A 23,385-nucleotide genomic window follows, 5' to 3' on the forward strand; every position below is an offset into this window, starting at 1 on the left:
GCGAGCCTATCTGCAGGCGCTGGGCGCGGCGCGGCACGACGTGATCATCGCCAACGCCTATTTCCTGCCGGGCGCGAAGATGCGGCGCGCGCTGCTGGCCTGCCGCCGCCGCGGCGTGCGCGTCCGGCTGCTGCTGCAGGGGATGGTCGAGTACAGGCTGCAGCATTACGCGACCCACGCGCTGTACGCCACGCTGCTCGAGGCCGGCGTCGAGATCCACGAGTACGCCGAGAGCTTCCTGCACGCCAAGGTTGCGGTGGTCGACGACAGCTGGGCGACGGTCGGCTCCAGCAACATGGATCCGTTCAGCCTGCTGCTGGCGCGCGAGGCCAATGTGGCGGTCTACGACGAGGCCTTCGCCGCCGAGCTGCGCCGCGAACTGGAGCGTGCGATCGCGCTGCGCAGCGCGCCCGTCGTGCCGGAGGATCATGCCCGCCGCGGCCGCCTGCGCCGCTGCCTGGACTGGACCGCCTACATGCTGTTGCGCTTCGGCGTCATGGTGGCCGGCGCGGCCGGCCGCTATTGAACGTGGCATGCCGGTGCTGCCTTGCGGCAAAATGCGGCGCGCATCCGCACATCGGCCTCGCCGCTGACGCCGGCCGGCGGATGTTGCACCGCAGTTCGGTGCAAGTTCGGTTTAGAAACGAAGGTCTAATTAAAAACTTGATAGCGGCAGGCGCGGCCAGAATAATCTGAACGACCGTTCTTTTTTGGCTTAGACTGCGTGCATTCGCCACCCGGCGCCGCCTTGTCCAGCGGGGGCCGCGGCGATCGACATCACAGGCCAGGGCCAAGCGCGGCATCGCGAACCGATGCCGCAAAAAGTACGGAGAAAAATCATGCGACACCAGTCAGCCCGTCTCGAATCCGCCGCCAACGCTTCTCCCACCCCGATGCGCAAGGGGGAGATGACGCGGGTGGCGATTCTCGACGCCGCACTGGAATTGTCGTCCCGCGACGGACTCGAAGGTTTGACCATCGGTCTGCTCGCGGAACGCATGCAAATGAGCAAGAGCGGCGTGTTCGCGCATTTCGGTTCGCGCGAAGACCTGCAGGTGGAGGTGGTGCGCGAGTATCACCGCCGGTTCGAGCAGGAGGTCTTCTATCCCTCGCTGAACGAGCCGCGCGGTCTGCCGCGCCTGTGGTCGATGGTGCGGCGCTGGATGGAAAAACGGATCCAGGAAGTCACCACCGGTTGCATCTACATCAGCGGGGCGGTCGAATACGATGACCGCGCGGAAAGCCCGGTGCGCGACGAGCTGATCAAGAGCGTCACGATCTGGCGGGCCGCGCTGACACGCGCGATCGAACAGGCCAAGGAAGAAGGCCATCTGCGCGCGGACTGCGATCCGCGGCTGATGCTGTTCGAGATGTACAGCCTCGAGCTGGGGCTGCATCACGATGCCCGCTTCCTGCGCCTGCCCGACAGCGCCGAGCTTGCCATGGTCGCGCTCAACAAGCTGATTCAGTCCTACCGTACCTGATGCCGTCGCGGGCATGGCGTGCTTGACAGCACCAGCGGCGCGGCGGCTTCGCCAACTCCAAGGAGATCTTGATGGGCCAGTACACCGCTCCGCTGCGCGACATGCAATTCGTGCTGCACGAACTGCTCGGCGTCGAGGCCGAGCTCAAGGCGATGCCGCCGCATGCCGACGTCGATGCGGACACCATCAACCAGGTCATCGAGGAAGCCGGCAAGTTCTGCTCGGAAGTCATTTTCCCGCTGAACCAGAGCGGCGACCGCGAGGGCTGCACCCACCACGGCGACGGCGTCGTGACCGCGCCGGCGGGCTTCAAGGAAGCCTACCGGCAGTACGTCGAGGCCGGCTGGCCGGCGCTGGCGTGCGATCCCGAATTCGGCGGCCAGGGCCTGCCGATCCTGGTCAACAACGCGCTGTTCGAGATGCTGAACTCGGCGAACCAGGCCTGGACGATGTACCCGGGCCTGTCGCACGGCGCCTACGAGGCGCTGCACGCGCACGGCACGCCCGAGCTGCAGCAGCGCTACCTGCCCAAGCTGGTGTCGGGCGAGTGGACCGGCACCATGTGCCTGACCGAGCCGCACTGCGGCACCGACCTGGGCATCCTGCGCACCAGGGCCGAACCGCTGGACGACGGCTCGTACAGCCTGACCGGCACCAAGATCTTCATCTCGGCAGGCGAGCACGACCTGTCGGCCAACATCATCCATCTGGTGCTGGCGCGCCTGCCTGACGCGCCGCAGGGCACCAAGGGCATCTCGCTGTTCGTGGTGCCGAAGTTCATTCCCGATGCCGACGGCAATCCGGGCGAGCGCAACGGCATCGTCTGCGGCTCGATCGAGCACAAGATGGGCATCCACGGGAACGCAACCTGCGTGATGAACCTGGACGGCGCGCGCGGCTGGCTGGTCGGCGAGCCCAACAAGGGCCTGAACGCGATGTTCGTGATGATGAACGCCGCGCGCCTTGGCGTCGGCATGCAGGGCCTGGGCCTGACCGAGGTCGCCTACCAGAACTCGGTGGCCTACGCGAAGGAGCGGCTGCAGATGCGTTCGCTGACCGGGCCCAAGGCGCCGGACAAGCCGGCCGATCCGATCATCGTGCATCCCGACGTGCGCCGCATGCTGCTGACGCAGAGGGCCTTCGCAGAAGGCGGCCGCGCCTTCAGCTACTGGACCGCGCTGCAGATCGACCGCGAGCTGTCGCACCCGGACGAGGCCGTGCGCAAGCAGGCCGGCGACCTGGTCGCGCTGCTGACGCCGGTGATCAAGGCCTTCCTGACCGACAACGCCTTCATCGCCACCAACGAGGGCATGCAGGTGTTCGGCGGCCACGGCTATATCTCCGAATGGGGCATGGAGCAGTACGTGCGCGATGCCCGCATCAACATGATCTACGAGGGCACCAACACGATCCAGGCGCTGGACCTGCTGGGCCGCAAGATCCTCGGCGACATGGGCGCGAAGATGAAGGCGTTCGGCAAGATCGTGCAGGAGTTCGTCGAGGCCGAGGGCACCAACGAGGCGATGCAGGAGTTCATCAATCCGCTGGCGGACCTCGGCGACAAGGTGCAGAAGCTGACGATGGAGATCGGCATGAAGGCGATGGCCAATCCCGACGAGGTCGGCGCCGCCGCGGTGCCCTACCTGCGCGTGGTCGGTCACCTGGTGTTCGCCTACTTCTGGGCCCGCATGGCCAAGATCGCGCTGGAGAAGCAGGGCAGCGGCGACAAGTTCTACACCGCCAAGCTGGCCACCGCGCGCTTCTATTTCGCCAAGCTGCTGCCGGAGACCGCCGCGCAGATCCGCATGGCGCGCGCCGGCGCCAGCACGCTGATGGCGCTGGACGCCGAGCTGTTCTGAGGCACCGCCGAGACACCGAGACCATCCTCCCGGTTTTCCCTCTCCCGCAGGCGGGGGAGGGAAGGCAACCGAGGACATCCATCATTTCAACGCTCACCTCCGAGGAGCGCGCATGTCCAATTTCATCGTCAAGAAAGTCGCCGTGCTGGGTGCCGGCGTCATGGGCGCGCAGATCGCGGCCCACCTCGTCAATGCCCGCGTGCCGGTGGTGCTGTTCGATCTGCCGGCCAGGGAAGGCCCGAAGAACGGCATCGTGCTGCGGGCCATCGAGAACCTGAAGAAGCTGTCGCCCGCGCCGCTCGGTCTCAAGGACGACGCCGGCCTGATCCGCGCCGCCAACTACGAGGACGACCTCGCGCTGCTGAAGGAATGCGACCTGGTGATCGAGGCGATCGCCGAGCGCATGGACTGGAAGCACGACCTGTACCGGAAGGTCGCCCCGCATCTGGGCACCGATGCGATCTTCGCCACCAACACCTCCGGCCTGTCGATCACCGCGCTGTCCGAGGGCTTCGACGCCGAGCTGAAGGCGCGCTTCTGCGGCGTGCACTTCTTCAATCCGCCGCGCTACATGCATCTGGTCGAGCTGATCCCGACCGAGGCCACGCAGACGGCCATCCTCGACCGCCTGGAAGCGTTCCTGACCACGACCCTGGGCAAGGGCGTGGTGCGCGCCAAGGACACGCCGAACTTCATCGCCAACCGGGTCGGCATCTTCTCGATCCTGGCGGTGTTCGCCGAGGCCGAGAAGTACGGCATTCCGTTCGACGTGGTCGACGACCTGACCGGCAGCAAGCTGGGCCGCGCCAAGTCGGCGACCTTCCGTACCGCCGACGTGGTGGGCCTGGACACCATGGCCCACGTGATCAAGACCATGCAGGACAACCTGCAGGACGATCCGTTCGCGCCGGTGTACCGGACGCCCGCGGTGCTCAAGTCGCTGGTCGACGCCGGCGCGCTGGGCCAGAAGACCGGCGCCGGCTTCTACAGGAAGGAAGGCAAGCAGATCAAGGTGCTGGACGCCAGGACCGGCCAGTATGTCGACGCCGGCGGCAAGGCCGACGAGATCGTCGCGCGCATGCTGAAGAAGGAGCCGGCCGAGCGCATCAAGCTGCTGCGCGAATCGGGCAACCCGCAGGCGCAGTTCCTGTGGGCGATCTTCCGCGACGTGTACCACTACATCGCCGTCTATCTCGACCAGATCGCAGGTTCGGCGGCCGACGTCGACCTGGCGATCCGCTGGGGCTTCGGCTGGAACTCCGGTCCGTTCGAGGACTGGCAGGCCGCGGGCTGGCAGCAGGTCGCGCAATGGGTCAAGGAAGACATCGAGGCCGGCAAGGCGCTGTCGAAGGCGCCGCTGCCCGAGTGGGTCTTCGCCGGCCCGGTGGCGGACAACCAGGGCGTGCATTCGGCGCAGGGCTCGTGGTCCCCGGCCACGCAGTCGTTCGTCGGCCGCAGCGCGCTGCCGGTCTATCGCCGCCAGGCCTTCCGCGCCGCGTTGAAGGGCAGCGACGCGGTCGATCCGCGCAAGGCCGGCCGCACCGTCGAGCAGAACGACGCGGTGCGGATCTGGGTCTGCGAGGGCCAGGACGACGTGCTGGTGATCTCGTTCAACAGCAAGATGAACACGATCGGGCCGGACACCATCGACGGGCTGATCCGCGCGATCGATCTGGCCGAGAGCGCCTACAAGGGCCTGGTGGTGTGGCAGCCGACCTCGCTGCAGCTCGGCGCGCCGGGCGGTCCGTTCTCGGCCGGCGCGAACCTCGAGGCGGCGATGCCGGCCTTCATGATGGGCGGCGCCAAGGGCGTCGAGCCCTTCGTCAAGAAGTTCCAGGACGGCATGATGCGCGTCAAGTACGCCGCGGTGCCGGTGGTGTCGGCGGCGTCCGGCATCGCGCTGGGCGGCGGTTGCGAGCTGATGCTGCATTCGGCGCGGCGCGTGGCCGCGCTGGAGACCTATGTCGGCCTGGTCGAGGTCGGCGTGGGCCTGGTGCCGGCCGGCGGCGGACTGAAGGAGGCCGCGCTGGCGGCCGCGCGCGCCGCGCAGGCCGCTGGCAGCACCAACTATCTGCAGTTCCTGACGCAGCGCTTCCAGAACGCGGCGATGGCCAAGGTCTCGGCCTCGGCGCTCGAGGCGCGGCAGATGGGCTATCTGCAGGCGGGCGATCCGATCGTCTTCAACGTGCACGAGTTGCTGCATGTCGCCTGCAGCGAAGTGCGCGCGCTGCACGAGGCCGGCTACCGTCCGCCCGCGCAGGGCGAGCTGGTGCCGGTGGCGGGCCGCTCGGGCATCGCCACCATCAAGGCGTCGCTGGTCAACATGCGCGACGGCGGCTTCATCTCCGCGCACGACTTCCTGATCGCCTCGCGCATCGCCGAGGCGGTCTGCGGCGGCGACGTCGAAGCGGGCGCGCTGGTCAGCGAGGAATGGCTGCTGGCGCTGGAGCGCCGCGCCTTTATCGAACTGCTGGGCAACCCCAAGACGCAGGAACGCATCATGGGCATGCTGCAGACCGGCAAGCCGGTGCGCAACTAATCGGCACGCGAGGAAATCGATCATGAAACAACTGCAAGACGCCTATATCGTTGCCGCGACCCGCACGCCGATCGGCAAGGCGCCCAAGGGCGCGTTCAAGCACTACCGGCCCGACGATCTGCTGGCCACCACGCTGCGCGCCGCGCTGGCGCAGGTGCCGAACCTGGACCCGGCGCTGATCGAGGACGCCATCGTCGGCTGCGCGATTCCCGAAGCGCAGCAGGGCCTGAACGTCGCGCGCATCGGCGCGCTGCTGTCGGGCCTGCCGACCTCGGTCGGCGGCATCACCGTGAACCGCTTCTGCGCCTCGGGCCTGAGCGCCGTCGCGATGGCGGCCGACCGCATCCGCGTCGGCGAGGCCGACGTGATGATCGCCGCCGGCGTCGAATCGATGAGCATGGTGCCGATGATGGGCAATACGCCGTCGATGTCGCCGTCGATCTTCGCGCGCGACGAGAACGTCGGCATCGCCTACGGCATGGGCCTGACGGCCGAGCAGGTCGCGCGCAAGTGGCAGGTCAGCCGCGAGGACCAGGACGCCTTCGCGCTGGCCTCGCACCAGAAGGCGCTCGCCGCGCAGCAGGCCGGCGAGTTCGCCGACGAGATCACGCCGGTCGAGATCGTCGAGAAGCTGCCGAACCTGGCCAGCGGCGAGGTCGAACTGAAGACCCGCACGCTGTCGCTGGACGAGGGCCCGCGTCCCGATACCTCGCTGGAGGGGCTGGCGAAGCTGCGCCCGGTGTTCGCCAACAAGGGCAGCGTGACCGCCGGCAACAGCTCGCAGACCTCGGACGGCGCCGGCGCGCTGATCCTGGTCTCCGAGAAGATCCTGAAGGCCTGCAACCTGGTGCCGCTGGCCCGCTTCGTGTCGTTCGCGGTGCGCGGCGTGCCGCCGGAGATCATGGGCATCGGTCCGAAGGAAGCCATTCCGGCCGCGCTGAAGGCCGCCGGCATGACGCAGGACCAGCTCGACTGGATCGAACTGAACGAGGCCTTCGCCGCGCAGGCGCTGGCGGTGATCCGCGATCTGGGCCTCGATCCGGCAAAGCTGAACCGGATGGGCGGCGCGATCGCGCTGGGCCACCCGCTCGGCGCGACCGGCGCGATCCGCTCGGCCACCGTGGTGCATGCGCTGCGCCGGCACAACCTGAAGTACGGCATGGTGACCATGTGCGTCGGCACGGGCATGGGCGCCGCCGGCATCTTCGAACGGGTTTGACGAGAGGGCGAGCCCAGGGATTGCCCCGGGAAGCCGCTCCGGGGAACCGCGTTTCCCCCGGGGCGGTTCCCGTCGCGGCGGCACAGAGGGGAACATCGCCGGGAACACGGCCAAGAACATCGACGAGAACACCGACCACCAAGGAGACACCATGAGCATCCTGACCCGCATCGAGCAAGGCGTGCTGACCATCGAGTTCGACCGCCTGGACAAGAAGAACGCGATCACCGCGGCGATGTACCAGCAGATGGCCGACGCGCTGCGCGCCGCGGCCACCGACGACGCCGTGCGGGCGATCGTGATCCGCGGCAAGGACGAGATCTTTACCGCGGGCAACGATCTGGAAGACTTCCTGAAGCGGCCGCCGAGCAGCGAGGAGGATGCCGCCAAGGCGCCGGTGTTCCAGTTCCTGCACGAGATCAGCCATGCCGCCAAGCCGCTGGTGGCGGCGGTCAGCGGGCCGGCGGTGGGCATCGGCACCACGCTGCTGCTGCATTGCGACCTGGTCTATGCGGCCGAGGGCGCGCGCTTCTCGCTACCGTTCGTGCAGCTGGGGCTGTGCCCGGAAGCCGCGTCGAGCCTGCTGCTGCCGCGCCTGGCCGGCTACCAGCGCGCGGCCGAGAAGCTGCTGCTGGGCGAGCCGTTCAGTGCGCAGGAGGCGCAGCAGATCGGCCTGGTGACCCGCGTGGTGGCCGGCGCCGAGCTGCACGACTTCGCGCTGGCGCAGGCGCGCAAGCTGGCGGCGCTGCCGGCGTCGTCGCTGCGGGAAACCAAGCGGCTGATGAAGGGCACGGATACCGCGCCGATGGAGTCGCAGATGGCGCAGGAGGGCGCGGTGTTCCGCCGGCTGCTGCAGTCGCCCGAAGCGAAGGAGGCCTTCACGGCCTTCTTCGAGAAGCGCAAGCCGGACTTCTCGCGGTTCAATTGATCGGGGAGGGGGGCAGGCCACCCCTTCTCCCGGCCCTTCTCCCAGAGGAGCTGGAGGAGAGGGCGGGGCGCACGCGATGCCGCGGCGCCCGTCCTAGACCTTCGGCAGCACCCGCGGCTGCCGTTCCTCGTCGGTCGCCACATAGGTCAGCGTGGCCTCGGTGACCTTGACGATCTCGTTGCTATGGCGCATCCGCTGCGCATAGACCTCGACCTCGACGGTGATCGAGGTCCGCCCCGTCCTGACGATGTCGGCATAGAAGCTGACCAGGTCGCCGACGAACACCGGATGCTTGAACAGGAAGGAATTGACCGCCACCGTGGCGACGCGGCCCTGCGCGCGCTCGACCGCGGGAATCGAGCCGGCGATGTCGACCTGCGCCATGATCCAGCCGCCGAACACGTCGCCGTGCACGTTGGCATCGGCGGGCATCGGCACCACGCGCAGCGCGGGGTTCTTGCCGGGAGGCAGGGACGACAGGGTCTGGGGTTCGCTCATGGTCAATCCGGAAGGCAGCAGGGGCAGCAAGGGCAGTAGGGGCCGATTCACAGGCCGAGTTCATGGGCCAGATCCATAGGCCCCTTCAACAAGCCCGGTTCATGGGCCCGAATCAGGGCCGGTCCAAAACGGGGCGGGGCAGAAGGAAAAGCCGGGCGCGTGCAGGGCAATACAGGGGCAATACAGGGGCAATACAGCGGAAACACAGGCGGAAAACCCCTCGCCCCGAACTCTGCGACAATCGCACATTCGCCCGAATTCTAACGTATGCGACGCTACTCCACGACGGACGAGCCTGCCCCCACGGCCCCGTCCTCGCCGCTGTTCTCCGGCGCGCGCGGCCAGCGCAGCGACTGGCAGACCGTGCGCAACCTGCTTCCCTATCTGTGGCATTACAAGTGGCGCGTGATGCTGGCGCTCACCTGCCTGGTGGCCGCCAAGGCCGCCAACCTGGGCGTGCCCGTGCTGATGAAGCGCCTGATCGACGCGATGAACATTGCGCCCGGCGATCCGCGCGCGCTGCTGGCGGTGCCGGCCGGGCTGATCGTCGCCTACGGCCTGCTGCGGCTGTCGACCACGCTGTTTACCGAGCTGCGCGAGATCCTGTTCTCCAAGGTCACGCAGAGCGCGGTGCGCGAGATCGCGCTGCAGGTGTTCCGCCATCTGCACAGCCTGTCGCTGCGCTTCCATCTGGACCGGCAGACCGGCGGCATGAGCCGCGACATCGAGCGCGGCACGCGCGGCATCCAGTCGCTGATCTCGTATTCGCTGTACAGCATCCTGCCCACGCTGGTCGAGATGGCGCTGGTGATGGGCTTCTTCCTGCTGCACTACGACATCTGGTTCGCCGCGATCACCGGCGGCGCGCTGCTCGCCTATATCGTCTTCACGGTGGTGGTGACCGAATGGCGCACGCACTTCCGCCGCAAGATGAACGAGCTCGATTCGCGCGCCAACCAGAAGGCGATCGACTCGCTGCTGAACTTCGAGACCGTCAAGTACTTCGGCAACGAGGCGTACGAGGCCGCGCGCTACGACGAGAACCTGCGCACGTACAGGACCGCCGCCATCCGCTCGCAGAACTCGCTGTCGCTGCTGAACTTCGGCCAGCAGGCCATCATCGCGATCGGCCTGATCCTGATCCTGTGGCGCGCCACCGTCGGCGTGGCCGAGGGCGTGCTGACGCTGGGCGACCTGGTGCTGGTCAATACGCTGATGATCCAGCTGTACATCCCGCTCAATTTCCTCGGCGTGATCTACCGCGAGATCAAGCAGGCCACCACGGACATGGATCGGATGTTCGTGCTGCTCGGCACCAACCGCGAGGTCGCGGATTCGCCCGATGCCCGCCCGCTGGCCGTGCAGGGCGCCGAGGTGCGCTTCAGCCATGTCGGCTTCGGCTACGACAGCAACCGCCGCATCCTCGACGATGTCGATTTCACGATCGCGGCCGGTACCACCACCGCGGTGGTGGGCCATAGCGGCTCGGGCAAATCGACGCTGGCGCGGCTGCTGTTCCGCTTCTACGACGTCGGCAGCGGCGCGGTGCTGGTCGATGGCCAGGACATCCGCACCGTGACGCAGGACAGCCTGCGCCGCGCGATCGGCATCGTGCCGCAGGACACGGTGCTGTTCAACGACAGCATCTACTACAACATCGCCTACGGCCGCCCGGGCGCGAGCCGCGAGGAGGTCATCGAGGCCGCGCGCGCCGCGCAGATCGACGCCTTCATCCGCGAGCTGCCGCAGGGCTACGACACGCCGGTCGGCGAGCGCGGGCTGAAGCTGTCGGGCGGCGAGAAGCAGCGCGTGGCGATCGCGCGCACGCTGCTGAAGAACCCGCCGATCCTGATCTTCGACGAAGCCACCTCGGCGCTGGACTCGCGCACCGAGCAGGCGATCCAGGCCGAACTGATGCGCCTGGCGCAGAACCGCACCACGCTGCTGATCGCGCACCGCCTGTCCACCGTGGTGCATGCCGACCAGATCCTGGTGATGGACCGCGGCCGCATCGTCGAGCGCGGCACGCATGCCGAGCTGATGCGTGCCGACGGACGCTATGCCGAGATGTGGCGCATCCAGGCGCGCAGCGCGGCGCAGGGCGCGACGTCGGCGGACGGGACGGCCGATGGGGCGGCTGATGCCAACGGCGGCGAACTGGCCCGCATCGAAGGCGCCGCCGCGGTCGCGGCCGACCTCGGCGACGCGACGCAGGACGCCTGAGGTCGAGCCGCAGGCCACTTGAGATCGGCCGAGATCGCCTGACATCGCCCATGGCCGCCTGAGACCGCGCCAGGCCGCCGCCCTCGCATTGTCGACAATGGCCGCGTGCAATCACGCGTGGCCAGGCGCGGTGCACAAGTTTGGTTGGACAAACCGCCGCGGCCATGCCCCGCTTTGGGGCCGCCTTGATGCAGTTTTGGCTGGCATATCGCTTGCAGACACTGTTCGCGCAAAACAGGCACGAACAGGAGAGCAAACATGCCGCACCACAGGTCGCAACACCAGGATCCGCAGCAGCAAACGCAGCCGCAGGCGCCGCAGGACATGCATCGGGGCGAGGGCGCGCGCGGGGCGCAGGCCAGCGCGGCACCATCGCCGCTGCGCCGCCGGATGCTGCGGCTGGGCACGCTGCTCGGCACCGCGATGGTGCTGTCGACACAATGGGCCGCGCCGGCCCATGCACAGGCGGCGACCAAGGTCCGCTTCCAGCTCGACTGGCGCTTCGAGGGGCCGTCCGCGCTGTTCCTGCTCGGCGAGCAGAAGGGCTACTACAAGGCCGAGAAGCTCGACGTGTCGATCGACGCGGGCAACGGTTCGGGCAATGTGGTCAACCGCGTGGCCTCCGGCACCTATGACATGGGCTTCGCCGACCTTGCCTCGGTGATGGAGTTCTACGGCAACAACCCGGAGGCGAAGAACAAGCCGGTCGCCGTGATGATGGTCTACAACAACACGCCGGCCGCGGTGCTGGCGCTGAAGAAGTCCGGCATCAAGGCGCCGAAGGACCTCGCCGGCAAGAAGCTCGGCGCGCCGGTGTTCGACGCCGGCCGCCGCGCCTTCCCGATCTTCGCCAAGGCCAACGGCCTGCAGGCATCGAGCTTCAACTGGCAGGCGATGGACCCGACGCTGCGCGAGACGATGCTGACGCGCGGCGATCTCGATGCGATCACCGGCTTCTCGTTCACCTCGATCCTGAACCTCAATGCGCGCGGCGTGAAGGACGAGGACATCGTGGTGCTGCCGTACCCGCAATACGGCGTCAAGCTGTACGGCAATGCGGTGATCGCGTCGGAGGACTTCCTGAAGAAGAACCCCGAGGCGGTCAAGGCCTTCCTGCGGGCCTTCGCCAAGTCGGCGCGCGACGTGATCGCCAGGCCGGAGGAGGGCATCAAGGCGGTCAAGGCGCGCGACGGCATCATCGACGAAAAGCTCGAGGTCCGGCGCCTGAAGCTCGCGCTCGACAGCGTGGTCAAGTCGCCCGATGCCCGCGCCGACGGCTTCGGCCGCGTCAACAAGCCGCGCCTGTCGCTGATGGCCTCGCAGGTGGCCGATGCGTTCGGCACCAAGGGCCGGATCAATCCGGATGCGCTGTGGACCGACGCCTATCTGCCGTCGGCGGCGGAACTGGACGTGCTGCGATGACGGCCGACCTTGCTGCATCGGTTGCTGCATCGACTACAGCATCGGCCGCGGTATCCACCACAGTCTGCGGCGGCGTGCCGGGGGCACCGGCCGCACCGCCCGCCGCCGACGCCGAAGCTCCCTTCGTCGACTTCAATCGCGTCTGGCTCGCCTACAACGACGAGCTGGCCCGCCAGGGCGAGTTTGCGGTCGAGGACATCTCGCTGCAGGTGCGGCCGGGCGAGTTCATCGCGATCGTCGGCCCGTCGGGCTGCGGCAAGTCGACCTTCATGAAGCTGGCGACGGGGCTGAAGCCGGCCACGCGCGGCGTCGTGAAGATCGCAGGCGAGAAGGTGACCGGCCCGCTGAAGATGGTCGGCATGGCCTTCCAGGCGCCGACGCTGCTGCCGTGGCGCACCACGCTGCAGAACGTGATGCTGCCGCTGGAGATCGTCGAGCCCTACCGCTCCACGCTGCGGGCCCGCCGCGACGAATACGTCGAGCGCGCCCGCACGCTGCTGCGCACCGTGGGGCTGGCGGGCTACGAGGACAAGTACCCGTGGCAGCTGTCGGGCGGCATGCAGCAGCGCGCGTCGATCTGCCGCGCGCTGATCCACGAGCCGCGCATGCTGCTGCTGGACGAACCGTTCGGCGCCCTCGACGCCTTCACCCGCGAAGAACTGTGGTGCGTGCTGCGCGACCTGTGGCAGGCGCAACGCTTCAACGTGATCCTGGTCACCCACGACCTGCGCGAGGCGGTGTTCCTCGCCGACACGGTCTACGTGATGAGCCAGCGGCCGGGCCGCATCCTGATGCGCAAGCCGATCGAGCTGCCGCGTCCGCGCGATCTCGAACTGACTTATGCCGAACCCTTCGCCGATCTGGTGCACATGCTGCGCGAGAAGATCGGCCATGTCCGCCAGCACTGAGATGACCACGCTGACCGATTCGACCCAGCGGCGCGTGGAGCGCGTCGCCCCCTGGCTGCTGCTGGCCGCCTGCCTGCTGCTGTGGCAGGGCGCCTGCATGATCTTCGACGTGTCCGACTTCATCCTGCCCAGCCCGGCAGCCATCGTGGTGTCGCTGGTCGACTACTGGGACGTGATCGCCGTCCATGCGTGGCGCACCTTCTGGACGACGATGGTGGGCTTCGGCATCGCCATCGCGGTCGGCGTGGTGCTGGGCCTGCTGATGGGCTCGTCGCGGCTCGCGTATGCGGCCGGCTATCCCTTGATGACCGCGTTCAACGCGCTGCCCAAGGCGGCCTTCGTGCCGATCCTGGTGGTGTGGTTCGGCCTCGGCGCCGGGCCCGCGATCCTGACGGCGTTCCTGATCTCGTTCTTTCCGGTGATGGTCAATATCGCCACCGGGCTGGCGACGCTGGAGCCCGAGCTGGAGGACGTGCTGCGCGTGCTGGGCGCCCGGCGCACCGACGTGCTGTTCAAGGTCGGCCTGCCGCGCGCGCTGCCGTATTTCTTCGCCTCGCTGAAGGTGGCCATCACGCTCGCCTTCGTCGGCACCACGGTGTCGGAGATGAACGCGGCCAACGAGGGCATCGGCTATCTGCTGGTATCGGCCGGCTCGGCGATGAAGATGCCGCTGGCCTTCGCCGGCCTGGTGGTGATCGCGGTGATGGCGATGGCGATGTACGAGCTGTTTGCCGTGCTGGAGAAGCGGATGACCGGGTGGGCGCATCGGGGCTGAGGCCCCGGGGCGATGCTCAAACGTACTCCAGCGGCAGCGCCGTCGTGTACTTGATCTGCTCCATCGCGAAGCTCGAGCTGACGTCGGCCAGCTCGGCGCCCTGGATCAGCCGCTTGTAGACGCGGTCGTAGGCGGCGATGTCGGGCACCACCACGCGCAGCAGGTAGTCGGTGTCGCCGGCCATCCGGTAGAACTCGGTGACCTCCGGGATCGATGCCACCAGCCCGTGAAAGGTCTTGAGCCACTTCGCGCTGTGCTGGTTGGTGCGGACCGACACGAACACGGTGACGCCGACGTTCAGCTTGGCGGGGTCGAGCAGCGCCACGCGCTTGCGGATCACGCCGCTCTCCTGCAGCTTCTGCACGCGGCGCCAGCAGGGCGTCGAGGTCAGGCCGACCCGTTCGGCCAGTTCGGCCACCGGCAGGTCGGCGTTCTGTTGCAGCTCGGCCAGGATCTGGCGGTCGTATCGGTCAAATCGGTCCATCGTGCTGGCTCCATCGGTATGGCGGGATTCGTTGGATCGCGAACGGGCGGCGCCACCGCGCCCAGCCATGGCCATCGCGCCTCGCTGCGCCCTCACCGCGCCTCACCGCGCCTCACCGCCTGATGCTGCGCTAGCCCGTCGCCACCAGCAGATTGATGCCGGTGGCGATCTGCGCGGCCTCGACGCCGTACAGATGCAGCGAGACGGCGATGTCGCCGGCCTCGCCGTCGTGCTGGTCCATGTGCTGGTCCATGTCCTGGGCCATGCCCCTGTCCATGCCCCGGCCCGCATGGCCGAGCGAGTGGATATGGCCAAGCCCCGCCGGCACGCTGAACACCGCGCCCGGCTCCCGCACGACGCCGCCGCTCGGCCGCGCAACTTGCGCCGCCTCGTCCCAGCGGTAGTGCCGCTCGTACAGCGAGCCCTGCAGCACGCGGTAGGCGCACCAGGTGCGGTGCCCGTGCACGGGACTCGCCTGGCCCGGGCGCCAGACCAGCAGCATCGCCGAGAAGCGCGCCATCGGGTCGGCATAGATCATGTGGCGCGTATAGCCGTCCGGGCTGCCGGCACGCGCGGCCGCGGGCAACAGCGCCAGCAGCGCGTCGGCATCGTCGCCGAGGCAGGCCTGGACCTGCGCCGCCACGCTGCGCGCGCTGTCGTCGAACACCCGTGCCAGCGCCGGCGACAGCGCGGACAGCGCGGACGGTTCGCACGAGGACGGCAGGCCGGCTTGCGGGCCGGCGGCTTGGGGCGACGACAGGCGCGACTGCGGTTCGGCGTGCAGGCTTGGCATGGAGACTCCGGAGGGCAAGAGAGCGGACGGGTCCGATCATAGCCAGCCGGACCGAGCAAGCCGATCTAAAATGTGGTGCCGAAGCGATCCAGTGGGGAATGATATTCCGCCTCGATCGGGATTTCTAGAATATTTTTGCGCCGGCGGCCGCCGGGAGATAATGCGCCATGGAAATCAAATGGCTTGAAGACTTCGTCAGCCTGGCGGAGACGCACAGCTTCTCGCGCTCGGCCGAGCTGCGGCACGTGACCCAGCCCGCCTTCTCGCGCCGCATCCAGTCGCTCGAGGCCTGGCTCGGCACCGAGCTGATCGACCGCTCCAGCTATCCGACCAACCTGACTCCGGCCGGCAAGGTGTTCTACGAGCAGGCGCTGGCGATGCTGGCCCAGGTCAGCGAGACCCGTGCGCTGATGCGCGGCCAGCGCTCGGCCAACGCGCAGATGCTCGAATTCGCGGTGCCGCACACGCTGTCGCTGACGTTCTTCCCCGAATGGCTGAAGGCGCTGGAGCGGCAGGTCGGCACGCTGGCCTGCCGGCTGCGCGCGCTGAACGTGCACGACGCGGTGCTGATGCTGGTCGAGGGCGGCTGCGACCTGGTGATGGTCTACCACCATCCGCGCCAGGCGATCCAGCTCGATCCCTCGCACTACGACATGCTGGTGCTCGGCGTCGAGCGGATGTCGCCGTTCAGCGTGCCCGATGCCGGCGGCAAGCCGCTGTACCGGCTGCCGGGCACCGACCGCAAGCCGGTGTCCTTCCTCAGCTATACGCCCAACGCTTTCCTCGGCCGGATGGTCGAGATGCTGCTGTCGGACACCAGCGAGTCGTTCAAGCTCGACAAATGCTACGAGACCGATATGGCCGAGGCCCTCAAGGTGATGGCGCTGGCCGGCCATGGCCTGGCCTTCCTGCCCGAGAGCGCGGTGCGGGAGGAGGTCGCGCAGGGCCGGCTGGTGCGGGCAGAGGGCCCGCGCGCGGCGCCGCTGTCGATCGAGATGGAGATCCGGCTGTACCGGGCGCGCCCCGGCGAGCATGGCAACGACCGGCGCGGCAGCCAGCTGCGCCGCAAGCGGGAGCTGGTCGACCGCATCTGGGCCAGCCTGTCGGCCGGCGCGGCGCCGATCGAGGGCGGGGCGGGCTGAGACTTGGACGGGGCGGGCGGAGTTCGGAGAAGGGCGGGCTGAGCGCGGGGACGCGCCGCCCACATGGCGTCCCGGCAACGCCCGGCACCCCCCTTCGGCGGGGTGGATCGCGCTCTCGCAAGGTTATGCATTTCCGGCATGACCGAATGAACAAACGGCATTGGATTTCCGCGGCGCGGCGCCCCTAAGCTTGTCGCCATTCCATTTCCGGATAACCACGATGTCTTCCGATTCGCCGATCATCACCGCTTCCGCGCATTCCGTCCCCTCCTATCTGAACGCCGACAACCTCGGCCCCTGGGGCATCTACCTGCAACAGGTCGACCGCGTGACCCCCTACCTGGGCTCGCTGGCCCGCTGGGTCGAAACGCTCAAGCGCCCCAAGCGCGCGTTGGTGGTCGACGTGCCGATCGAGATGGATGACGGCACCATCGCCCACTTCGAGGGCTATCGCGTCCAGCACAACACCTCGCGCGGCCCGGGCAAGGGCGGCGTGCGCTTCCACCAGGACGTGACCCTGTCCGAGGTGATGGCGCTGTCGGCCTGGATGTCGATCAAGAACGCCGCCGTCAACGTGCCGTACGGCGGCGCCAAGGGCGGCATCCGCGTCGACCCGCGCAAGCTGTCGCGCGCCGAGCTCGAACGCGTGACGCGCCGCTATACCAGCGAGATCAACATCATCATCGGGCCGAACAAGGACATCCCGGCGCCGGACGTCAACACCAACGAACAGGTGATGGCGTGGATGATGGACACCTATTCGATGAACGAGGGCAGCACGTCGACCGGCGTGGTCACCGGCAAGCCGATCTCGCTGGGCGGCTCGCTGGGCCGCCGCGAGGCGACCGGTCGCGGCGTGTTCGTCGTGGGCGCCGAGGCCGCGCGCAACCTGGGCCTGGAAATCAAGGGCGCGCGCATCGTCGTGCAGGGCTTCGGCAATGTCGGTAGCGTCGCCGCCAAGCTGTTCCACGAGGCCGGCGCCAAGGTCATCGCGGTGCAGGACCACAAGACCGCGCTGTTCGACCCGGCCGGCCTGGACGTGCCGGCGCTGATCGAACACGTCGCGCACAACGGCACCATCGACGGCTTCCGCGCCGAGACCATCAGCGCCGAGCAGTTCTGGCAGACCGAGAGCGAGATCCTGATCCCGGCCGCGCTGGAAGGCCAGATCACCGCCGCCAACGCGCCCCACATCAAGACCCGCATGGTCATCGAGGGCGCCAACGGCCCGACCACGCCCGAGGCCGACGATATCCTGCGCGAGCGCAATATCCTGGTGGCGCCGGACGTGATCGCCAACGCCGGCGGCGTCACGGTGTCGTACTTCGAATGGGTGCAGGACTTCTCCAGCTTCTTCTGGACCGAAGAGGAAATCAACCAGCGGCTGGTACGGATCATGCAAGAGGCGTTCCGCTCCATCTGGCAGGTCGCGCAGGAGAACAAGGTCACGCTGCGGACCGCGGCGTTCATCATTGCCTGTACCCGTATCCTGCAGGCGCGCGAAATGCGCGGCCTGTATCCCTGATTGCCCAGCGCGAAATCGGGGCAATCGGACCCGCGCCGGGGCATGCGCCATGCTGCGATGCACCAAGGCGGGGTCCGGACGACAGGCGAGGCGGCAGCCGGAGATTCCGGCTGCCGCTTTTTTTATTACAGCCGCGTGGCGCAGCCGATTGCCGGACAGCGGCGGCTAGGGAAATACCCGTTGTATTGCAGCGTCGGCTTGCGCAATACTATTTCGTCGGCGGCACGTTTCTTGTTAGAGTCCCGCCTTTCTCTCATGGTCAAGGAGATGTTATGAAGGTTGCCAAACTGGCTGCGCTGATGATTGCGGCAGGCGTGCTGTGCGGTACCGCACAAGCGGCCGAGCAATTGACCGGCACGCTGAAGAAGATCAAAGACACGGGTGTCATTACGCTGGGCGTGCGGGAATCGTCGATTCCCTTCAGCTATAACCTCGGCGGCGTCCGCACCGTCGGCTATTCCTATGACATCAACGTCAAGATCGTCGAGGCGATCAAGGACCAGCTGAAGCTGCCGAATCTGCAGGTCAAGGAAATTCCGATCACCTCGCAGAACCGCATTTCGCTGCTGCAGAACGGCACCATCGATATCGAGTGCGGCTCGACCACCAATAACCTCGACCGCCAGAAGCAGGTTGCCTTCAGCAATACCATCTTCATCATCGGCACCCGCTTCATGACCAAGAAGGACAGCGGGATCAAGGACTGGGCCGACCTGAAGGGCAAGAACGTCGTCACCACCGCCGGCACCACGTCCGAGCGCCTGCTGCGCACGATGAACGACCAGCAGAAGCTGGGCATGAACATCATCAGCACCAAGGACCACGGCCAGTCGTTCCTGACGCTGGAGTCGGGCCGCGCCGCCGCCTTCATGATGGACGACGCGCTGCTGTACGGCGAGCGCGCCAAGGCACGCAACCCGGCCGACTGGGTCGTCACCGGCAAGCCGCAGTCGCGCGAATCGTACGGCTGCATGCTGCGCAAGGACGATGCCCCGTTCAAGAAGGTCGCCGACACGGTGATCGCCAATCTGATGAAGAGCGGCGAGATCAACAACCTCTACGCCAAGTGGTTCACCCAGCCGGTGCCGCCGAAGGGCCTGAACCTGGACTTCCCGATGTCCGACGACATGAAGGCACTCATCAAGAACCCGAACGACAAGGCGCTCGACTGATTCGGCTCCAGTCACGCGTGTGAAACGGAAGGCGTGCGCGAAGGCATGTCCTTCCGTTTCTTTTTGAGGACGCATCATGAATTACAACTGGCATTGGGGTGTTTTCCTCGAAGAAGCCGCGATGAACGAGACCTATCTCGACTGGATGATTTCCGGTCTGAAGGTCACCATCGCGCTCGGCCTGACTTCGTGGGTAATCGCCCTGATCATCGGCTCGATTCTCGGCGTATTGCGCACGGTTCCGAATAAATTCCTGTCGGGTATCGCGGCCACCTACGTCGAAATCTTCCGCAATATTCCGCTGCTGGTGCAGCTGTTCATCTGGTATTTCGTCGTTCCCGAATTGCTGCCGTTCGGCGAATCGATCAAGCAGATGAATCCGTTCACCCAGCAATTCCTGGCCGCGATGTTCTGCCTCGGCACCTTTACCGCCGCGCGGATCTGCGAACAGGTGCGCTCGGGCATCAACTCGCTGCCGCCGGGACAGCGCAACGCCGGCCTGGCGATGGGCTTCACGCTGCCGCAGACCTATCGCTACGTGCTGCTGCCGATGTCGTTCCGCGTCATCGTGCCGCCGCTGACCTCCGAATTCCTGAACATCTTCAAGAACTCGGCGGTGGCGTCGACGATCGGCCTGCTGGAACTGGCGGCGCAGGGGCGCCAGCTGGTCGACTACACGGCGCGGCCGTACGAGTCCTTCATCGCGGTCACGCTGATGTACGCGCTGATCAATATCGTCGTCATGCTGGGAATGCGCTGGGTGGAAAAGCGCACGCGCGTGCCGGGCTTCATCGGCAGCAAGTAAGGGGAACGCGATGGCTTATTCATTCGATTTCACCTCGATCAACGCCGATACGCTGCACGTGCTCGGCGAGGGCATGATGGTGTCGCTCAAGATCACCGCCACCGCGGTGGTGGTCGGCATCGTCTGGGGCACCATCCTGGCGATGATGCGCCTGTCCTCGGTCAAGCCGCTGAACTGGTTTGCGCAGGGCTACGTCACCGTGTTCCGCTCGATACCGCTGGTGATGGTGCTGCTCTGGTTCTTCCTGATCATTCCGCAGGTGCTGCAGGGCATCTTCAATCTGTCGCCCGCGACCGATCTGCGCATGACGTCCGCGCTGGTCGCGTTCGCGCTGTTCGAGGCGGCCTATTACTCGGAGATCATCCGTGCCGGCATCCAGAGCGTGTCGCGCGGGCAGATGTACGCGGCGCAGGCGCTCGGCATGACCTATGGGCAGACCATGCGGCTGGTGGTGCTGCCGCAGGCGTTCCGCAACATGGTGCCGCTGCTGCTGACGCAGGGCATCATCCTGTTCCAGGATACCTCGCTGGTCTACGTCAGCGCGCTGGCCGATTTCTTCGGGCAGGCGTATGGCATCGGCGAACGCGATGGCCGCATCGTCGAGATGCTGCTGTTCGCGGGTCTGGTCTATTTCGTGATCTGTTTTTCCGCATCGTTGCTGGTCAAGCGATACCAGAAAAAGGTGGCTGTATGATCGAAATCAATAACGTTTCCAAGTGGTACGGCTCCTTCCAGGTGCTGACCGATTGCACCACCCGCGTGGCCAAGGGTGAAGTGGTGGTGGTGTGCGGCCCGTCCGGTTCGGGCAAGTCCACGCTGATCAAGACCGTCAATGCGCTCGAGCCCTTCCAGAAGGGCGAGATCTTTGTCGACGGCACCCCCGTTGGCGGACCGAAGACCGATCTGCCGAAGCTGCGTTCGCGCGTCGGCATGGTGTTCCAGAACTTCGAGCTGTTTCCGCACCTGTCGATCACCGAGAACCTGACCATCGCGCAGATCAAGGTGCTGGGCCGCTCGCGCGACGAGGCGATGGCCAAGGGCATGAAGTACCTGGAGCGCGTGGGCCTGAAGAACCAGGCCAACAAGTTTCCGGGTCAGCTGTCGGGCGGCCAGCAGCAGCGCGTGGCGATCGCGCGCGCGCTGTCGATGGATCCGATCTGCATGCTGTTCGACGAGCCGACCTCGGCGCTGGACCCCGAGATGGTCAATGAAGTGCTGGACGTGATGGTGCAGCTGGCCCACGAGGGCATGACGATGATGTGCGTGACCCACGAGATGGGCTTTGCCCGCAAGGTGGCGAACCGCGTGATCTTCATGGACCAGGGCCGCATCGTCGAGGACACGCCGAAGGAGGAGTTCTTCGGCAATATCGAGGCGCGTTCGGAGCGGGCGCGCCAGTTCCTGTCGAAGATCCTGCAGCACTGAGCAGAGGGCTCCCTCTCCCCCGGCCCCTCTCCCGCTTGCGGGAGAGGGGCGTCACCCCCCTTCAAGTACAGGCCGAATTGGCCGCGTTGCGCGCCTGCACCTCGGGCGGAATCGGCACCGTCAGCGTCATCGTCGGCTGGCCGGCCTCGAACATCATCAATTCCCCCGGCGCGAACGGCGTCCACACTTCATCGTCGGTCAGCGGCGCGGTGGCGATCACCGCCACGCGGTCTTCCGGCGTGGTCACCTGGGCGAAGTCGATCGACAGGTCCGCATCGATCAGATGCGCGGTCGAGAACGGCCACTGGCGCACCAGGTAATACAGCCGCGTCGAACAGTGCGCGAACAGCGCCTGCCCATTGCTCAGCAGATAGTTGAAGACACCGTACAGCGTGATCTCGCGCGTGATGTCGGCCAGCGCGTAGCACAGCTCGTTCAGCGGCGGCTGCGAGCCGGGGAAACGCTTGCGCAGGCCCTGCATCAGCGCGCAAAACGCCAGCTCGCTGTCGGTGTCGCCGACCGGCTGATAGACCCCAGACAGGAACGGCGCGAAGCCCTTCAGGTCGCCGTTGTGGGCGAAGATCCAGTGGCGGCCCCACAGCTCGCGCATGAACGGATGGCAGTTCTCCAGCCGCACCGTGCCCTGCGTGGCCTTGCGGATATGGGAGATGACGTTCTTCGACTTGATCGGGTAGTTCTTGATCAGTTCGGCCACCGGCGAGGTACCCGCCGACTGGTTGTCGATGAACAGGCGGCAGGCCTTGTCCTCGAAGAAGGCCACGCCAAAGCCGTCGGCATGATGATCCGTGACGCCGCCGCGCGCGGCGAAGCCGGTGAAGGAGAACGTCACGTCGGTCGGCGTGGCGCAGTTCATGCCGAGCAGCTGGCACATGGCGTGGGACCGGGACGGCGTGAGGGCCGGCCGATTGCAATAGAATTGCGACATTATCCCGCCGGGCCGGGCGTTCTGCCAAGCACGGCCGCGGCCGCCGGCGTGGTGCGCTGGCGTGGCAGCCCGAGGCAGCCGAATCGCCCGGCGATCCGCTTCCACCAGCCGCTATTAGCTTCCACCAGCCGCTACTTCGCTGCAACGAGCTTCAACCAGCCTCAACCAGCCTCCACCAGCCTCCACATCGAGCCCTCCGCCATGAGCCAATACAAGATTGCCGTGATCCCTGGAGACGGGATCGGCACCGAAGTGATGCCCGAAGGCGTCCGCGTGATGGACGCCGCCGCGCGCCGCTTCGGCATCGACCTGCAGTGGGACCATTTCGATTTTTCCAGCTGCGACTACTACGCCCGCCACGGCAAGATGCTGCCGGACGACTGGTTCGATACGCTGTCGCGCTATGACGCGATCTATTTCGGCGCGGTGGGCTGGCCGGCCACGGTACCCGACCATGTGTCGCTGTGGGGCTCGCTGCTGCAGTTCCGCCGGGCCTTCGACCAGTACGTGAACCTGCGCCCGGTCCGGCTGATGCCCGGCATCCGCAGCCCGCTGGCCGACCGCAAGCCCGGCGACATCGATTTCTACGTCGTGCGCGAGAACACCGAGGGCGAGTATTCCAGCATCGGCGGCCGCATGTTCCCGGGCACCGAGCGCGAGGTCGTGATCCAGGAAACGGTGATGAGCCGGATCGGCGTCGACCGCATCCTGAAGTTCGCCTTCGAGCTGGCCAGCAAGCGTCCGAAGAAGCATCTGACCTCGGCCACCAAGTCCAACGGCATCTCGATCACGATGCCCTACTGGGACGAGCGGGTCGAGGCGATGGCGGCGAACTATCCGGACCTGAAGGTCGACAAGTACCACATCGACATCCTGACCGCGAATTTCGTGCTGCATCCGGACTGGTTCGACGTGGTGGTGGCCAGCAACCTGTTCGGCGACATCCTGTCGGACCTTGGCCCCGCGTGTACCGGCACCATCGGCGTCGCGCCGTCGGCCAATATCAATCCGGAGCGAACCTATCCCAGCCTGTTCGAGCCGGTGCACGGCTCCGCGCCCGATATTGCCGGCCGCGGCATCGCCAATCCGATCGGTCAGATCTGGTGCGGGGCGATGATGCTCGAACACCTGGGCCATGCGGATGCTGGCGCGGCGGTGCTGGGCGCGATCGAATCGGTGCTGGCCGCCGGGCCCGCGCACGCGCCGCTGACGCGCGATATCGGCGGCAACGCCGGCAC

The 23,385-nt window shown here is 66.9% G+C and carries 21 protein-coding genes; 17 read left to right on the forward strand and 4 right to left on the reverse strand.

What is annotated here, in order from left to right:
* The 6 genes from AC6EI8_RS11900 to AC6EI8_RS11925 form a co-directional block, all read left to right on the forward strand.
* The coding region (locus AC6EI8_RS11900; RefSeq protein ID WP_498382012.1) for a phospholipase D-like domain-containing protein at positions 1-526 on the forward strand (526 nt) is incomplete at its 5' end.
* A gap of 367 nt (positions 527-893) precedes the next feature.
* The gene (locus tag AC6EI8_RS11905; RefSeq protein ID WP_006578334.1) at positions 894-1,484 is read left to right on the forward strand and encodes a TetR/AcrR family transcriptional regulator; all 591 of its coding nucleotides are present in this window, start codon (positions 894-896) and stop codon (positions 1,482-1,484) included.
* Positions 1,485-1,555: 71 nt separating this feature from the next.
* Positions 1,556-3,343: an acyl-CoA dehydrogenase C-terminal domain-containing protein gene (locus AC6EI8_RS11910; protein ID WP_226108529.1), complete on the forward strand. Its 1,788-nt coding sequence runs from the start codon at positions 1,556-1,558 to the stop codon at positions 3,341-3,343.
* A gap of 112 nt (positions 3,344-3,455) precedes the next feature.
* Complete coding sequence (locus AC6EI8_RS11915) at positions 3,456-5,882, forward strand: 3-hydroxyacyl-CoA dehydrogenase/enoyl-CoA hydratase family protein (protein WP_226108527.1); 2,427 nt, start codon at positions 3,456-3,458, stop codon at positions 5,880-5,882.
* A 19-nt stretch (positions 5,883-5,901) separates the two neighbouring features.
* The gene (locus AC6EI8_RS11920; protein ID WP_149317653.1) at positions 5,902-7,101 is read left to right on the forward strand and encodes an acetyl-CoA C-acyltransferase; all 1,200 of its coding nucleotides are present in this window, start codon (positions 5,902-5,904) and stop codon (positions 7,099-7,101) included.
* A gap of 151 nt (positions 7,102-7,252) precedes the next feature.
* Positions 7,253-8,029 carry an enoyl-CoA hydratase gene (locus AC6EI8_RS11925; RefSeq protein ID WP_498382013.1) on the forward strand — a complete coding sequence of 259 codons (777 nt, stop codon included), beginning with the start codon at positions 7,253-7,255 and terminating at the stop codon, positions 8,027-8,029.
* 93 nt (positions 8,030-8,122) lie between these two features.
* On the opposite strand, the gene AC6EI8_RS11930 is transcribed toward AC6EI8_RS11925, so the two are convergent.
* Positions 8,123-8,527 carry an acyl-CoA thioesterase gene (locus tag AC6EI8_RS11930; protein WP_149317655.1) on the reverse strand — a complete coding sequence of 135 codons (405 nt, stop codon included), beginning with the start codon at positions 8,525-8,527 and terminating at the stop codon, positions 8,123-8,125.
* Between the two features lie 267 nt (positions 8,528-8,794).
* Between AC6EI8_RS11930 and AC6EI8_RS11935 the strand changes: the two genes are divergently transcribed.
* The 4 genes from AC6EI8_RS11935 (at position 8,795) to AC6EI8_RS11950 (ending at position 13,855) form a co-directional block, all read left to right on the forward strand.
* Positions 8,795-10,750 carry an ABCB family ABC transporter ATP-binding protein/permease gene (locus tag AC6EI8_RS11935; RefSeq protein WP_149317656.1) on the forward strand — a complete coding sequence of 652 codons (1,956 nt, stop codon included), beginning with the start codon at positions 8,795-8,797 and terminating at the stop codon, positions 10,748-10,750.
* Positions 10,751-11,074: 324 nt separating this feature from the next.
* A complete protein-coding gene (locus AC6EI8_RS11940; RefSeq protein WP_149317982.1) occupies positions 11,075-12,172 on the forward strand; it encodes an ABC transporter substrate-binding protein in 1,098 nt (365 codons plus the stop codon).
* Positions 12,169-13,080, forward strand: a complete 912-nt coding sequence (locus AC6EI8_RS11945) for an ABC transporter ATP-binding protein (RefSeq protein WP_498382014.1) — start codon at positions 12,169-12,171, stop codon at positions 13,078-13,080. The genes AC6EI8_RS11940 and AC6EI8_RS11945 overlap by 4 nt, the downstream gene beginning before the upstream one ends.
* A gap of 1 nt (position 13,081) precedes the next feature.
* On the forward strand, positions 13,082-13,855 hold the full coding sequence (locus AC6EI8_RS11950; RefSeq protein WP_149317984.1) for an ABC transporter permease: 774 nt from the start codon (positions 13,082-13,084) through the stop codon (positions 13,853-13,855).
* Positions 13,856-13,871: 16 nt separating this feature from the next.
* Here AC6EI8_RS11950 and AC6EI8_RS11955 read toward each other — a convergent pair whose 3' ends face one another.
* A complete protein-coding gene (locus AC6EI8_RS11955; protein WP_149317657.1) occupies positions 13,872-14,339 on the reverse strand; it encodes an Lrp/AsnC family transcriptional regulator in 468 nt (155 codons plus the stop codon).
* Between the two features lie 130 nt (positions 14,340-14,469).
* Entirely contained in the window at positions 14,470-15,132 is a 663-nt protein-coding gene (locus tag AC6EI8_RS11960) for a cysteine dioxygenase family protein (protein ID WP_498382015.1), read from the reverse strand.
* A 167-nt stretch (positions 15,133-15,299) separates the two neighbouring features.
* Here AC6EI8_RS11960 and AC6EI8_RS11965 point away from each other — a divergent pair, with 167 nt between their 5' ends.
* The 6 genes from AC6EI8_RS11965 (at position 15,300) to AC6EI8_RS11990 (ending at position 21,201) form a co-directional block, all read left to right on the forward strand.
* Entirely contained in the window at positions 15,300-16,274 is a 975-nt protein-coding gene (locus tag AC6EI8_RS11965) for a LysR substrate-binding domain-containing protein (protein ID WP_226108523.1), read from the forward strand.
* 220 nt (positions 16,275-16,494) lie between these two features.
* On the forward strand, positions 16,495-17,799 hold the full coding sequence (locus tag AC6EI8_RS11970) for a Glu/Leu/Phe/Val family dehydrogenase (protein ID WP_149317660.1): 1,305 nt from the start codon (positions 16,495-16,497) through the stop codon (positions 17,797-17,799).
* Positions 17,800-18,071: 272 nt separating this feature from the next.
* A complete protein-coding gene (locus AC6EI8_RS11975) occupies positions 18,072-18,971 on the forward strand; it encodes a glutamate/aspartate ABC transporter substrate-binding protein (RefSeq protein WP_149317661.1) in 900 nt (299 codons plus the stop codon).
* A gap of 76 nt (positions 18,972-19,047) precedes the next feature.
* Complete coding sequence (locus AC6EI8_RS11980) at positions 19,048-19,776, forward strand: amino acid ABC transporter permease (protein WP_006578983.1); 729 nt, start codon at positions 19,048-19,050, stop codon at positions 19,774-19,776.
* Positions 19,777-19,786: 10 nt separating this feature from the next.
* Positions 19,787-20,470 (forward strand): glutamate/aspartate ABC transporter permease GltK, encoded by a 684-nt coding sequence (gltK, locus tag AC6EI8_RS11985; protein WP_149317662.1) that lies wholly within the window; start codon positions 19,787-19,789, stop codon positions 20,468-20,470.
* A complete protein-coding gene (locus AC6EI8_RS11990; RefSeq protein ID WP_149317663.1) occupies positions 20,467-21,201 on the forward strand; it encodes an amino acid ABC transporter ATP-binding protein in 735 nt (244 codons plus the stop codon). Before gltK ends, AC6EI8_RS11990 begins: the two co-directional genes overlap by 4 nt.
* Positions 21,202-21,262: 61 nt before the next feature.
* On the opposite strand, the gene AC6EI8_RS11995 is transcribed toward AC6EI8_RS11990, so the two are convergent.
* The gene (locus AC6EI8_RS11995) at positions 21,263-22,093 is read right to left on the reverse strand and encodes a class II glutamine amidotransferase (RefSeq protein WP_498382016.1); all 831 of its coding nucleotides are present in this window, start codon (positions 22,091-22,093) and stop codon (positions 21,263-21,265) included.
* 255 nt (positions 22,094-22,348) lie between these two features.
* Between AC6EI8_RS11995 and AC6EI8_RS12000 the strand changes: the two genes are divergently transcribed.
* Positions 22,349-23,385 (forward strand): tartrate dehydrogenase (locus tag AC6EI8_RS12000; RefSeq protein WP_498382017.1); only part of this gene is annotated, 1,037 nt, incomplete at its 3' end.

This window comes from Cupriavidus sp. R6-3 (assembly GCF_059772245.1).

What these genes read in the sequence shown, in the direction of transcription:
- AC6EI8_RS11905 (WP_006578334.1), top strand. Translation starts at nt 894, where the DNA reads ATGCGCAAGGGGGAGATGACGCGGGTGGCGATTCTCGACGCCGCACTG.
- AC6EI8_RS11910 (WP_226108529.1), top strand. Translation starts at nt 1,556, where the DNA reads ATGGGCCAGTACACCGCTCCGCTGCGCGACATGCAATTCGTGCTGCAC.
- AC6EI8_RS11915 (WP_226108527.1), top strand. Translation starts at nt 3,456, where the DNA reads ATGTCCAATTTCATCGTCAAGAAAGTCGCCGTGCTGGGTGCCGGCGTC.
- AC6EI8_RS11925 (WP_498382013.1), top strand. Translation starts at nt 7,253, where the DNA reads ATGAGCATCCTGACCCGCATCGAGCAAGGCGTGCTGACCATCGAGTTC.
- AC6EI8_RS11930 (WP_149317655.1), bottom strand. Translation starts at nt 8,527, where the DNA reads ATGAGCGAACCCCAGACCCTGTCGTCCCTGCCTCCCGGCAAGAACCCC.
- AC6EI8_RS11935 (WP_149317656.1), top strand. Translation starts at nt 8,795, where the DNA reads ATGCGACGCTACTCCACGACGGACGAGCCTGCCCCCACGGCCCCGTCC.
- AC6EI8_RS11940 (WP_149317982.1), top strand. Translation starts at nt 11,075, where the DNA reads ATGCATCGGGGCGAGGGCGCGCGCGGGGCGCAGGCCAGCGCGGCACCA.
- AC6EI8_RS11945 (WP_498382014.1), top strand. Translation starts at nt 12,169, where the DNA reads ATGACGGCCGACCTTGCTGCATCGGTTGCTGCATCGACTACAGCATCG.
- AC6EI8_RS11950 (WP_149317984.1), top strand. Translation starts at nt 13,082, where the DNA reads ATGACCACGCTGACCGATTCGACCCAGCGGCGCGTGGAGCGCGTCGCC.
- AC6EI8_RS11955 (WP_149317657.1), bottom strand. Translation starts at nt 14,339, where the DNA reads ATGGACCGATTTGACCGATACGACCGCCAGATCCTGGCCGAGCTGCAA.
- AC6EI8_RS11960 (WP_498382015.1), bottom strand. Translation starts at nt 15,132, where the DNA reads ATGCCAAGCCTGCACGCCGAACCGCAGTCGCGCCTGTCGTCGCCCCAA.
- AC6EI8_RS11965 (WP_226108523.1), top strand. Translation starts at nt 15,300, where the DNA reads ATGGAAATCAAATGGCTTGAAGACTTCGTCAGCCTGGCGGAGACGCAC.
- AC6EI8_RS11970 (WP_149317660.1), top strand. Translation starts at nt 16,495, where the DNA reads ATGTCTTCCGATTCGCCGATCATCACCGCTTCCGCGCATTCCGTCCCC.
- AC6EI8_RS11975 (WP_149317661.1), top strand. Translation starts at nt 18,072, where the DNA reads ATGAAGGTTGCCAAACTGGCTGCGCTGATGATTGCGGCAGGCGTGCTG.
- AC6EI8_RS11980 (WP_006578983.1), top strand. Translation starts at nt 19,048, where the DNA reads ATGAATTACAACTGGCATTGGGGTGTTTTCCTCGAAGAAGCCGCGATG.
- gltK (WP_149317662.1), top strand. Translation starts at nt 19,787, where the DNA reads ATGGCTTATTCATTCGATTTCACCTCGATCAACGCCGATACGCTGCAC.
- AC6EI8_RS11990 (WP_149317663.1), top strand. Translation starts at nt 20,467, where the DNA reads ATGATCGAAATCAATAACGTTTCCAAGTGGTACGGCTCCTTCCAGGTG.
- AC6EI8_RS11995 (WP_498382016.1), bottom strand. Translation starts at nt 22,093, where the DNA reads ATGTGCCAGCTGCTCGGCATGAACTGCGCCACGCCGACCGACGTGACG.